Origin of the sequence: Bisbaumannia pacifica (assembly GCF_007989625.1) — a bacterium.
In the GTDB taxonomy this organism is placed as follows: domain Bacteria; phylum Pseudomonadota; class Gammaproteobacteria; order Pseudomonadales; family Halomonadaceae; genus Bisbaumannia; species Bisbaumannia pacifica.
On record NZ_BJUK01000013.1, the window covers coordinates 1 to 11,735 of the forward strand.

Annotated in this window: 13 protein-coding genes; all 13 read left to right on the forward strand. The window is 65.1% G+C overall.

The window, feature by feature from the left end; all coding sequences use genetic code 11:
• Positions 1-59 precede the first annotated feature (59 nt).
• Positions 60-731 (forward strand): amino acid ABC transporter permease, encoded by a 672-nt coding sequence (locus HPA02_RS07320; protein WP_146802438.1) that lies wholly within the window; start codon positions 60-62, stop codon positions 729-731.
• 12 nt (positions 732-743) lie between these two features.
• The gene (locus HPA02_RS07325; protein ID WP_146802439.1) at positions 744-1,511 is read left to right on the forward strand and encodes an amino acid ABC transporter ATP-binding protein; all 768 of its coding nucleotides are present in this window, start codon (positions 744-746) and stop codon (positions 1,509-1,511) included.
• A 544-nt stretch (positions 1,512-2,055) separates the two neighbouring features.
• The gene (gene mnmG / locus HPA02_RS07330) at positions 2,056-3,960 is read left to right on the forward strand and encodes a tRNA uridine-5-carboxymethylaminomethyl(34) synthesis enzyme MnmG (protein WP_146802440.1); all 1,905 of its coding nucleotides are present in this window, start codon (positions 2,056-2,058) and stop codon (positions 3,958-3,960) included.
• Positions 3,957-4,604 (forward strand): 16S rRNA (guanine(527)-N(7))-methyltransferase RsmG, encoded by a 648-nt coding sequence (rsmG, locus tag HPA02_RS07335; protein ID WP_146802441.1) that lies wholly within the window; start codon positions 3,957-3,959, stop codon positions 4,602-4,604. The genes mnmG and rsmG overlap by 4 nt, the downstream gene beginning before the upstream one ends.
• A gap of 41 nt (positions 4,605-4,645) precedes the next feature.
• Positions 4,646-5,416 carry a ParA family protein gene (locus HPA02_RS07340; RefSeq protein ID WP_146802442.1) on the forward strand — a complete coding sequence of 257 codons (771 nt, stop codon included), beginning with the start codon at positions 4,646-4,648 and terminating at the stop codon, positions 5,414-5,416.
• Positions 5,417-5,426: 10 nt separating this feature from the next.
• Complete coding sequence (locus HPA02_RS07345) at positions 5,427-6,338, forward strand: ParB/RepB/Spo0J family partition protein (protein WP_146802443.1); 912 nt, start codon at positions 5,427-5,429, stop codon at positions 6,336-6,338.
• Between the two features lie 236 nt (positions 6,339-6,574).
• On the forward strand, positions 6,575-6,934 hold the full coding sequence (locus HPA02_RS07350; RefSeq protein ID WP_244945881.1) for an ATP synthase subunit I: 360 nt from the start codon (positions 6,575-6,577) through the stop codon (positions 6,932-6,934).
• A gap of 18 nt (positions 6,935-6,952) precedes the next feature.
• A complete protein-coding gene (gene atpB, locus HPA02_RS07355; RefSeq protein ID WP_146802444.1) occupies positions 6,953-7,780 on the forward strand; it encodes a F0F1 ATP synthase subunit A in 828 nt (275 codons plus the stop codon).
• A 63-nt stretch (positions 7,781-7,843) separates the two neighbouring features.
• A complete protein-coding gene (gene atpE, locus HPA02_RS07360) occupies positions 7,844-8,071 on the forward strand; it encodes a F0F1 ATP synthase subunit C (protein ID WP_110284402.1) in 228 nt (75 codons plus the stop codon).
• Between the two features lie 75 nt (positions 8,072-8,146).
• Entirely contained in the window at positions 8,147-8,617 is a 471-nt protein-coding gene (locus HPA02_RS07365; protein ID WP_146802445.1) for a F0F1 ATP synthase subunit B, read from the forward strand.
• A gap of 11 nt (positions 8,618-8,628) precedes the next feature.
• The gene (locus tag HPA02_RS07370; protein WP_146802446.1) at positions 8,629-9,165 is read left to right on the forward strand and encodes a F0F1 ATP synthase subunit delta; all 537 of its coding nucleotides are present in this window, start codon (positions 8,629-8,631) and stop codon (positions 9,163-9,165) included.
• A gap of 16 nt (positions 9,166-9,181) precedes the next feature.
• Entirely contained in the window at positions 9,182-10,726 is a 1,545-nt protein-coding gene (gene atpA, locus HPA02_RS07375) for a F0F1 ATP synthase subunit alpha (RefSeq protein ID WP_146802447.1), read from the forward strand.
• Positions 10,727-10,800: 74 nt separating this feature from the next.
• Positions 10,801-11,679, forward strand: coding sequence for a F0F1 ATP synthase subunit gamma (atpG, locus tag HPA02_RS07380; RefSeq protein ID WP_146802448.1), 879 nt, complete (start codon positions 10,801-10,803; stop codon positions 11,677-11,679).
• Positions 11,680-11,735 lie beyond the last annotated feature (56 nt).

Below are 11,735 nucleotides of genomic sequence, written 5' to 3' on the forward strand. Positions count from 1 at the left end.
GGGGCCGGGCGGCCATGCCTCCCGGCCCCGCGCCGTTTCCGTTAGTCGGAGAGACGCTTGTGGAAGTCAATTTTCAATTCGACTGGGCAGCCGCCTTCGGATCGATCCCCCATCTGCTGCCCGGGATCCCCTGGACCCTGATGATCTCCTTCGGCGGCCTGGCCATCGGTTTCGTGATCGGCATCGTCTTCGGCCTGATGCGCATCAGTCCCTCCCGCTGGATGCGCCTGCCCGCCGTCTTCTATATCGAGGTATTCCGCGGCACCCCCATCCTGGTCCAGGTGCTGTTTATCTTCTATGGCCTGCCACAGCTGCTCGGCGGCCCCATCAACGCCCTGACCGCCGGGATCGCCGCCATCGCCGTCAACTCCGGGGCCTATATCTCCGAAGTGGTACGCGGCGGGGTGCAGTCCATCGAGCGCGGCCAGCGCGAGGCCGCGCTATCCCTGGGCCTGTCGCGCACCCAGGCGTTCCGCTACGTGATCTGGCCCCAGGCCTTCCGGCGCATGATCCCGCCGCTGGGCAACCAGGGCATCATCAGCATCAAGGACACCTCGCTGTTCTCGGTGATCGGCGTCGGCGAGCTGGTGCGCCAGGGGCAGATCTATATCGCCACGACCTTCACCGCCCTGGAGGTCTATCTGATGGTGGCCCTGCTCTACCTGGCCATCACCTGGAGCCTTTCCCTGCTGCTGCGTGTGCTGGAACGCCGCGGCCTGGTCGGACAATAAGGGACCCCATCCATGACAGAGAGCCAACACGAGTCCCAAGCCATCGTGCGCATGCGCAAGCTCAACAAGCATTTCGGCAGCCTGCATGTGCTCAAGAATATCGATCTGGAGGTCATGCCCGGCGAGGTGGTGGTGATCATCGGCGCCAGCGGCTCCGGCAAGTCGACCCTGATCCGCTGCATCAACGGCCTGGAGGAGTTCCAGGACGGTCATATCATGGTGGATGGAAAGGACCTGCTGCCCCACGGCAAGGGGGCCAAGGCCCTGCAGCGCATCCGCACCGAGGTGGGCATGGTCTTCCAGCAGTTCAACCTCTTTCCCCACCTCTCGGTGCGCGACAACGTCACCCTGGCGCCCCTCAAGGTACGCGGTGTCACCGCCGCCCAGGCCGGCGAGAGCGCCGAGCGACTGCTCGACCGGGTGGGCATCCGCGACCAGGCCGACAAGTACCCCAGCCAGCTCTCCGGGGGCCAGCAGCAGCGGGTCGCCCTGGCCCGCGCCCTGGCCATGGAACCTCGGCTAATGCTCTTCGACGAGCCCACCTCGGCCCTGGATCCGGAGATGATCGGCGAGGTGCTGGATGCCATGCGCGAACTGGCCCGGGAGGGCATGACGATGATCATCGTCACCCACGAGATGGGCTTCGCCCGGGAGGTGGCCGATCGGGTCATCTATGTCCACAAGGGCGAGATCGCCGAGGAGGCGACGCCCGAGCGCATCTTCGATTCGCCTCAGGATGAACGCACCCGCGGCTTTCTGGCCCGGGTGTTGAAGCACTAGGGGCGCCCCTGCACGGCCATCATCGACCACCTTCGGCGGAAAAAAGGGCCTGTCGGCTTATCGACAGGCCCTTTTTTTGCCTGTGGATACAATTTTTCGACGAATGCCCCCAGGGCCCACCATGCCGGGCCTGGCGCGCGATTCGGCGGCTGTTGACCACCGCGGGCGCAAGTCGGGTAGGCGACGGTGGAAAAACGGTGCACCATTCGCGCTGTGCATAAGTGGGACTTTCATCCACAGCCTCGGGTGCGCTTGTTCGCAGCCTCCCACGAGCTTCTCCCGAGACTCGTCAACACGGCATCCTGTTGTTAAAAAAGAAGTTTATTCACTTGTCCCCGGATTTTGTCCACACCAATAGACACAACAGCAACAGAACTTCTCTTTTATCTCTCTTCTTTAATAACTAGTTAGGAAGTGAAGACAAGGAAAGGCCGACGAGGTTGTGCAAAACCCCTGACGGTTACCCACAGGGGGTTTATACTGTGCGGCTGATTTTCTGCTCCGAGCTCTACTGCGGCGCCGCCGGCGCCATTCGAGGTGCAACGTGGATTACCCCGACCGCTTTGACGTCATCGTCATCGGCGGTGGCCATGCGGGAACCGAAGCCGCCCTGGCCTCCGCCCGTATGGGCTGTCAGACCCTGCTGCTGACCCATAACATCGAGACCCTGGGCCAGATGTCCTGCAATCCCGCCATCGGCGGCATCGGCAAGAGTCATCTGGTCAAGGAGATCGATGCCCTGGGTGGGGCCATGGCCCTGGCCACGGACCTGGGCGGCATCCAGTTCCGGGTGCTCAACGCCCGCAAGGGCCCGGCGGTGCGGGCGACCCGAGCCCAGGCGGACCGGGTGCGCTACAAGGCGGCGATCCGCGGCCTGCTGGAGAACCAGCCCAACCTGACGCTCTTCCAGCAGGCCGCCGGCGATCTGCTTGTGGATAACGACACCGTGCGTGGGGTGGTCACCGAGACCGGCATTCGCTTCCACGCCGAGAGCGTGGTGCTGTGCACCGGGACCTTCCTCGGCGGGGTGATCCATATCGGGCTCGACCAGAGTCGCGGTGGCCGTGCCGGGGATCCGCCCTCCAATGCACTGGCCCAGCGCCTGCGCGCCCTGCCCTTCAACGTGGCCCGGCTGAAGACCGGTACCCCGCCGCGCATCGATGCCAAGAGCGTCGACTTCTCGGTGCTCGAGGCCCAGCCCGGCGATACCCCGACCCCGGTGATGTCCTACCTGGGCAGTCGCGAGATGCACCCGCGCCAGGTGGATTGCCATATCGCCCATACTAACGAGCGCACCCACGAGATCATCCTCGCCAACCTGGATCGCTCGCCGATGTATTCCGGGGTGATCGAGGGCGTCGGGCCGCGCTACTGCCCGTCTATCGAGGACAAGGTGCATCGCTTCGCCGACAAGGCGAGCCACCAGGTGTTCGTCGAGCCGGAGGGCCTGGATACCCACGAGCTCTACCCCAACGGCATCTCCACCTCGCTGCCCTTCGACGTGCAGTTGCAGGTGGTGCGTTCCATCCGTGGACTGGAGCACGCGCATATCACCCGGCCCGGCTATGCCATCGAATACGATTTCTTCGATCCCCGGGACCTGAAGCACTCCCTGGAAACCAAGTTTATCCACAACCTCTTCTTCGCCGGGCAGATCAACGGCACCACCGGCTACGAGGAGGCCGGCGCCCAGGGCCTGCTCGCGGGGCTCAATGCCGCCCGCCGCGCCAAGGGGCTCGAGGCCTGGTGGCCGCGCCGCGACGAGGCCTACCTGGGGGTGCTGGTGGACGACCTGATCACCCTGGGCACCCAGGAGCCCTACCGGATGTTCACCTCTCGGGCCGAGTACCGGCTGCTGCTGCGGGAAGACAACGCCGACCTGCGGCTTACCGAGACCGGCCGCGACCTGGGCCTGGTGGACGACGCCCGCTGGACTGCCTTCGCCACCAAGCGCGAGGCGATCGAGCGCGAGAGCGCCCGCTTCCGCGCCAACTGGGTGCAGCCGGGTAGCGCGGCCGGCGAACGCCTGGCGGAGAAGACCGGCAAGCCCCTGCCCCGGGAATACAACCTGATGGACCTGCTCAAGCGCCCGGAGCTGGAGTACGCCGACCTCGCCGGGCTGCCGGGCATCGAGGGCGAACCGGTGGCAGACGCCGCCGTGGCCGAGCAGGTACAGATCCAGGCCAAGTACCAGGGCTATATCGATCGCCAGCAGGCCGAGATCGACAAGCTCAAGCGCTTCGAGGCCACCCGCCTGCCGGCGGATCTCGACTTCGACCGGGTCGAGGGGCTCTCCAACGAGATTCGCCAGAAGCTCGCCGCGGCACGGCCGGCGACCCTGGCCCAGGCCGGGCGCATCTCCGGGGTGACGCCGGCGGCGGTCTCCATCCTGCTGATCCACCTCAAGAAGCATCGTCTGCTTCAGGAGAGTCAGGCGGTGAATCAATGAGTCAGACCCTGACACCGACCATCGAACGCCGGCTCGATGAGGGCCTCGCGCGGCTCGAACTCGCCGTCGAGCCGGCCCAGCGCGACCAGCTGCTGGCCCTGCTGGCGCTGTTGCACAAGTGGAACCGCGCCTATAACCTCACCGCGGTACGCGATCCGTTGGCCATGGTCTCTCGCCACCTGCTCGACAGCGCCGCGGTATTGCCCTGGGTGCGTGGGCCGCGGCTGCTCGACGTGGGCGCCGGCCCCGGCCTGCCCGGCCTGGTGCTGGCGATCCTGGCGCCGCAGCTCGAGGTGAGCCTGCTCGACAGCAACGGCAAGAAGGTGCGCTTTCAACGCCAGGCCGTGCTGGAATTGGGGCTGACCAATGTCACCCCGGTGCAGGCCCGGGTCGAGGCGCATCGGGACGCGCCCTTCGATCAGCTGATCTCCCGGGCCTTCGCCAGCCTGGCCGACTTCGTCACCCTCACCGAAGGGCTGCTGGCCGAGGGCGGCGAGTGGCTGGCCATGAAGGGCCCCGCCGCCGACGAGGAGCTGGAAGCGCTGCCACCCGGCGTCCGCCTGAACGCTCGCCATGAGCTGGCGGTGCCCTTCGACGAGAGCCAGCGGCAGCTGCTGATCCTGCAGCGCTACCCGACCACCTAGGCCGCCTGTCGGGCGGGCCGTCAGACGCAAGGAAGTCGCTCGTGACCAAGATCATCGCCTTGACCAACCAGAAGGGCGGCGTGGGCAAGACCACCACGGCGGTCAACCTGGCCGCCAGCCTGGCCGCCCTGGATCGCCGGGTGCTGCTGGTCGATCTCGATCCCCAGGGCCATGCCACCATGGGCAGCGGCGTCGACAAGCATGAGCTGGAGGGCAGCGTCCTGGAGGTGCTGCTGGGGGACAAGGGCGCCACCGAGGTGATTCTCGACTGCCCCGAGGCGGGCTACGGCCTGCTGCCCGGCAACGGCGACCTGACCGCCGCCGAGGTCGATCTGCTCGAGCGGGACGAGGGGCGCGAGCGCTGCCTGCTGGATGCCATCGCCCCGGTGGCCGGCGAGTACGACGTGGTGCTGATCGACTGCCCGCCGTCGCTGAACATGCTGACCGTCAATGCCCTGACCGCCGCCGACGGCGTGATGATCCCGCTGCAGTGCGAGTTCTATGCCCTGGAGGGGCTCTCGGCGCTGCTCGATACCGTCGATCAGATCAAGGAGAGCGTCAATCCTAGCCTGGCGATCTTCGGCATCCTGCGCACCATGTACGACGCCCGCAACGGCCTGACCCGGGACGTCAGCAAGCAGTTGCTCGACTACTTCGGCGAGACCCTGCTCAAGACCACCATTCCGCGCAACGTGCGGGTGGCCGAGGCGCCCAGCCATGGCCTGCCGGTGACCAAGTATGCGCGTCTCTCCCGGGGCAGCCAGGCCTATCGGGTGCTGGCCAAGGAACTGATTCGTCGCCTGTCGCTGTGAGGAAACGCCGATGACCCGTAAACGTGCCCTGGGGCGCGGCCTGGATGCCCTGATCGGTGCCGGGGCCCGCCGCCGCGAACTGCTGGAAGAGAGCGCCGAGTCGATGGAGCTCAACGGCGTCGAGCCTGAGCCGGATGTTGCCGCCGGCGAGCGCCTCGAGCGGCTGCCCCTGGGGCAGCTGACGCGCGGCAAGTATCAGCCGCGTCGCGATATCCAGCCCGAGGCCCTGGAGGAACTGGCCGACTCGATTCGCGCCCAGGGGGTCATGCAGCCCATCGTGGTGCGCCCCATCGGCGACAAGCGTTACGAGATCATCGCCGGCGAACGGCGCTGGCGCGCCGCCCAGCTCGCCGAGCTGGACGTGATCCCCGCCGTGGTCCGCGAGGTCAGCGACCAGGTCGCCCTGGCCCTGGCGCTGATCGAGAATATCCAGCGCGAGAACCTCAACCCGGTGGAAGAGGCCATGGCGCTGAAGCGGCTGCTCGACGAGTTCGAGTTGACCCAGCAGCAGGTCGCCGACGCGGTGGGCAAGTCCCGGGCCCAGGTGGCCAACCTTCTGCGCCTGCTGGCCCTGGATCCGGAGGTGCAGACGCTACTGGAGCGGGGCGACCTGGACATGGGCCATGCCCGGGCCCTGCTGGCCCTCTCCGGGGCCAGGCAACGCCAGGCCGCCCACGAGGTGGTCAACAAGGACCTCACGGTGCGCGATACCGAGGCCCTGGTGAAGCGCCTGGTCAATGGCGAGCCGGCCAAGCCCCAGCGCGAGGCGCCCTCCGCGGACGTGACGCGGCTGGAGACGCAGCTCGGCGAACTGCTCGGGGCCCCGGTGAAGATCCAGCATGGCCGCAGCGGCAAGGGACGCCTGACCATCCGCTACACTAGCCTCGACGAGCTGGACGGCATCCTGGCGCATATTCGCTAACCCATTAGCAGCCTACTTTTATCGAAAACTCGCCTTTTGGTCGTAAGCTGGCGCGAAAACGTGAAAAATCGCTCCGGCTTTGGTTGAAGCCGTCATGGCGCTTCCCTATAATCCGCGGTGGTTTGCCCGGCCACCGGGGAACGGGTCGAGGGCCGACGAATCGCTACCCTCGGCGGCAGTCAATGAAAGGGCATTTCATGCATAGGGCCGCGCAGTCTCGGCGACGATCACTCCCCGTGGGCGGCCTGATAGGCGCCCAGCTACTGGTCGCCGTCGCCCTGGCAGTGCTCTCTGCCCTGCTGTCGGGAGGCGCCGCGGCGCTCTCCGCCCTGAGTGGCGCCACCATCTGTGTGGCAGGCAACGCCTATTTCCTGTGGCGAGCCTCGCGTATCCGCGGGGGTCGCCAGCCGCGCCGCATGGTCAATAACTTCTATCGTGCGGCGGCGGGCAAGTTCGGTTTGACGGTGGCATTGTTCGTCGCTGCGTTCGTGCTAGTGCCCCCCTCAAACCCGGCTTTATTTTTTGGCGCATATGTGGCGACCCAATTCGCGCACTGGCTGGCCCCCTGGCTGCTGCGTAAACGGTCGACCCCCTGAACCTGAGGTAAGCAGCGTATGGCAGCAGGTAGCGAAGTCACTGCGACTTACTATATCCAGCACCACTTGCAGAACCTGACCTTCGGCAAGCACCCGGAGAACGGCTGGTCCCTGGCACACAGCTCCGAGGAAGCCATGGAGATGGGCTTCTGGGCGATCCACCTGGACACCATGGGCTGGTCCATCGCCATGGGGGCCCTGTTCATCTGGCTGTTCCGCAAGGCCGGCAAGCTGGCGACCACCGGGGTGCCCGGCACCCTGCAGAACATCATCGAGATGGTGGTGGAATTCGTCGAGAACACCGTGCGCGGCGCCTTCCACGGCAAGAACCCGGTGATCGCGCCCCTGGCCCTGACCCTGTTCGTCTGGATCTTCCTGATGAACCTGCTCAAGCTGATCCCGGTGGACTATGTCCCCGAGCTCTTCGCGCGGCTGGGCGTGGGTTACATGAAGATGGTGCCTACCACCGATCCCAACGCCACCCTGGGCATGGCCCTGGGCGTCTTCCTGCTGATCATCTACTACAGCCTGAAGGTCAAGGGCGTGGGCGGCTTCGCCAAGGAGCTCTCGCTGACCCCGTTCAACCACTGGCTGCTGATCCCCTTCAACCTGCTGCTGGAAATCATTGGCCTGCTGGTCAAGCCGCTGGGCCTCGGCCTGCGACTCTTCGGCAACATGTTCGCCGGTGAAGTGATCTTTATCCTGATTGCGCTGCTGCCCTTCTGGATCATGTGGACACTCAATGTGCCCTGGGCCATCTTCCACATTCTGGTCATCACCCTGCAGGCCTTTATCTTCACGGTGCTGTCGGTGGTGTACCTGAACGCGGCTCACGAGCATCACTGACTCGAATCGACCAAGTAACACCCTTAACCCCTTGTAACTCAACTTGAAACTAGGAGTACTACCATGGAACTCGTTTACATCGCTGCTTCTCTGATGATCGGTCTGGGCGCCCTGGGTACCGGCATCGGCTTCGCCCTGCTGGGTGGCAAGCTGCTCGAATCCACCGCTCGTCAGCCGGAGCTGGGCGACCAGCTGCAGACCAAGACCTTCCTGATGGCTGGCCTGCTGGACGCCGTGCCGATGATCGGTGTCGGTATCGCGATGTACCTGATCTTCGTTGTCGCCGGTTAACGATGTGCACACCGGGCGCCCTGCGCTCGGTTTGCTTGTTTCCGGTCGCCACGAATCAGTCAGAGGTACATCCCTGTGAATATCAACATGACGCTTATCGGACAGACGATCGCCTTCGCGATCTTTGTCTGGTTTTGCATTAAGTATGTGTGGCCGCCGATCAGCAACGCGCTCCATGAGCGTCAGAAGAAGATCGCCGATGGCCTGGATGCCGCCAGCCGTGCCTCTCGTGACCTCGAGCTGGCCCAGGAGCAGGCCGCCGAAACCCTTCGCGAGAGCAAGCAGCAGGCTACCGAGATTCTCGAGCAGGCCAACAAGCGTGCCAGCCAGATGATCGAAGAGGCCCGCGAGCAGGCCCGTGCCGAAGGCGAACGCCTGGTGGCCAGCGCCCGCAGCGAGATCGAGCAGGAAGTCCATCGCGCCAAGGACGAGCTGCGTGTCCAGGTCTCTTCCCTGGCCCTGGTCGGTGCCGAGCGTGTCCTGGAAGCCTCCATCGACGAGAAGGCCCATCGCGAGATGCTCGACAAGCTCGCGGCCGAACTGTGAGGAGGTGATCCATGGCGGAAACGTCAACCGTCGCCCGGCCCTATGCCAAGGCGGCGTTCGAGTACGCACGTGATCATCAGGCGCTGTCTCCCTGGGCCGAGTGGCTCGCCAAGCTGGGCCAGGTCGTCGCCACCCGCGACGTCCAGAGCCTGCTGGCCAGCCCCAGGCTCACCCCGAGCCGCAAGGTCGAGGTACTGCTCGAGCTGGCCGAGGTCGAGGCCGACGAGGGCCAGCGCAACCTGCTGGCCACCCTGGCCGATCAGGGGCGCCTGGCGATTCTCGGTGCCATCGCCGAGCAGTTCGAGCGCCTGCGCGCCGAGCAGGAGCAGCGCGTCGACGTGAGCGTGGTCTCGGCCTTCGAACTCGACGCCAAGCAGCAGGACAAGCTCGCCAAGGCACTCAAGAAGCGCCTGAATCGCGAAATCTCCATTACCACTCAGGTGGACTCATCGCTTCTCGGTGGCGTCATCCTGCGTGCCGGTGACACCGTGATCGACGGTTCCGCACGCGGTCGACTGACCCGCCTCCGTGAGACACTTTCCGCCTGAGTCTGAGGGACATGGCATGCAGCAACTGAATCCTTCCGAGATCAGCGACATCATCAAGCAGCGTATCGAAAAGCTGGATGTCGCATCCGAAGCCCGCAACGAGGGCACCATCGTCAGCGTCTCCGACGGCATCGTGAAGATCCACGGCCTGGCCGAGGCGATGTTCGGTGAGATGATCGAATTCCCCGGCGGCATCTACGGCATGGTGCTCAACCTGGAGCGCGACTCCGTGGGCGCCGTGGTGCTGGGCGACTACCTGCAGCTGGAAGAGGGCATGACCGCCCAGTGCACCGGCCGCATCCTCGAGGTGCCGGTGGGTCCCGAGCTGGTCGGCCGCGTGGTCGATCCGCTGGGTAACCCCATCGATGGCAAGGGCGAAGTGGGCGCCAAGCTCACCGACGCGGTGGAAAAGGTCGCCCCCGGCGTCATCACCCGTCAGTCCGTGGACCAGCCGATCCAGACCGGCCTCAAGTCCATCGACGCCATGGTGCCGATCGGCCGCGGCCAGCGCGAGCTGATCATCGGTGACCGCCAGATCGGTAAGTCGGCCATCGCCGTCGATACCATCATCAACCAGAAGGGCAAGGGCGTCACCTGCATCTACGTGGCCATCGGTCAGAAGCAGTCGACCATCGCCAACGTGGTGCGCAAGCTGGAAGAGCACGGTGCCATGGAGCACACCATCGTGGTCGCTTCCGGCGCCGCCGACCCGGCCCCGATGCAGTTCCTGGCGCCCTACGCCGGCTGCACCATGGGCGAGTACTTCCGCGACCGCGGCCAGGACGCCCTGATCGTCTATGACGACCTCACCAAGCAGGCCTGGGCCTACCGTCAGGTCTCCCTGCTGCTGCGTCGTCCGCCGGGCCGCGAAGCCTACCCGGGTGACGTCTTCTACCTCCACTCGCGTCTGCTCGAGCGCGCCGCGCGCGTCAACGCCGACTACGTCGAGAAGTTCACCAACGGCGAAGTGAAAGGCCAGACCGGTTCCCTGACCGCGCTGCCGATCATCGAGACCCAGGGTGGCGACGTCTCCGCCTTCGTTCCGACCAACGTGATCTCCATCACCGACGGTCAGATCTTCCTGGAGACCGACCTCTTCAACTCGGGCATCCGTCCGGCCATCAACGCCGGCCTGTCGGTCTCCCGTGTCGGTGGCTCCGCCCAGACCAAGATCATCAAGAAGCTCGGTGGCGGCGTGCGTCTGGCCCTGGCCCAGTACCGCGAGCTGGCGGCCTTCTCCCAGTTCGCTTCCGACCTGGACGAGGCCACCCGCAAGCAGCTGGAGCATGGTCAGCGCGTCACCGAGCTGATGAAGCAGCTGCAGTACTCGCCGATGTCCGTGGCCGAGATGGCGCTGACCCTGTATGCCGCCAACGAAGGCTTCCTGGACGACGTCGACGTCAGCAAGGTGCTGGACTTCGAGCGTGCCCTGCACGACTACATGAAGGCCGAACACGCCGAGCTGCTCGACAAGATCAACCAGACCGGCGGCTACGATGACGAGATCCAGAGCGGTTTGAAGGCGGGTCTCGAGAAGTTCAAGGCCACTCAGAGCTGGTAACGCCACTGGCCCATCCCGGCTTCCGGGGTGGGCCCTGGAGCTTTCTGAGGGCCACGAACGAAAGGTAGATCGCTATGGCAGCTGCAAAAGAGATTCGCACCCAGATCGGGAGCATCAAGAATACGCAGAAGATCACCAGCGCCATGGAAATGGTCGCTGCGTCGAAGATGCGTAAAGCGCAAGATCTGATGAAGGCCAGCCAGCCTTACGCCAAGCAGATCCGCAATGTCGTGAGCCATATCGCCGACGCCAACCCCGAGTACAAGCACGACTACATGGTCGAGCGCGAGGTGAAGCGGGTCGGTTATATCGTCGTCTCCACCGACCGCGGCCTGTGTGGCGGCCTGAACGTCAACCTGTTCAAGGCCGTGATCCAGGACGCCAAGGTGTGGCGCGAACAGGGCGCGGAGATCGATTTCTGCGCCCTGGGCTCCAAGGCCGGCAGCTTCTTCCGCAGCTACGGGGGCAACCTCGTGGCGGCGAAGAGCGGCCTGGGCGAGAAGCCCGAGGTCAAGGATCTGATCGGTAGCGTCAAGGTGATGCTGGAAGCCTATGACGAGGGGCGTCTCGACCGCCTCTGCGTGGTGTCCAACGAGTTCGTCAACACCATGACGCAGAAGCCGGTGGTGCGCCAGTTGCTGCCCCTCTCCCCGGATATCGGGAACGGGCACAACGCAGAACAGTCGCGTCCCGGAAGCTGGGACTACCTGTATGAGCCGGACCCCAAGGTGCTGTTGGATAGCCTGCTGACGCGGTTCATCGAATCGCAGGTCTATCAGGCGGTGGTGGAAAACGCGGCCTGTGAGCAGGCGGCGCGAATGATCGCCATGAAGAACGCCACCGACAATGCCGGCGGACTGATCGACGACCTGGAGATGGTCTACAACAAGGCCCGTCAGGCCGCCATCACCCAGGAGATCTCCGAGATCGTCGGCGGCGCCGCCGCCGTATAGCACCACGGAGGGTGAGCGGGCACGGGCCCCGCCCTCCGTCACCGGATTTCATTTAC

What these genes read in the sequence shown, in the direction of transcription:
- atpA (WP_146802447.1), top strand. Translation starts at nt 9,182, where the DNA reads ATGCAGCAACTGAATCCTTCCGAGATCAGCGACATCATCAAGCAGCGT.
- atpE (WP_110284402.1), top strand. Translation starts at nt 7,844, where the DNA reads ATGGAACTCGTTTACATCGCTGCTTCTCTGATGATCGGTCTGGGCGCC.
- rsmG (WP_146802441.1), top strand. Translation starts at nt 3,957, where the DNA reads ATGAGTCAGACCCTGACACCGACCATCGAACGCCGGCTCGATGAGGGC.
- HPA02_RS07370 (WP_146802446.1), top strand. Translation starts at nt 8,629, where the DNA reads ATGGCGGAAACGTCAACCGTCGCCCGGCCCTATGCCAAGGCGGCGTTC.
- HPA02_RS07345 (WP_146802443.1), top strand. Translation starts at nt 5,427, where the DNA reads ATGACCCGTAAACGTGCCCTGGGGCGCGGCCTGGATGCCCTGATCGGT.
- atpG (WP_146802448.1), top strand. Translation starts at nt 10,801, where the DNA reads ATGGCAGCTGCAAAAGAGATTCGCACCCAGATCGGGAGCATCAAGAAT.
- atpB (WP_146802444.1), top strand. Translation starts at nt 6,953, where the DNA reads ATGGCAGCAGGTAGCGAAGTCACTGCGACTTACTATATCCAGCACCAC.
- HPA02_RS07325 (WP_146802439.1), top strand. Translation starts at nt 744, where the DNA reads ATGACAGAGAGCCAACACGAGTCCCAAGCCATCGTGCGCATGCGCAAG.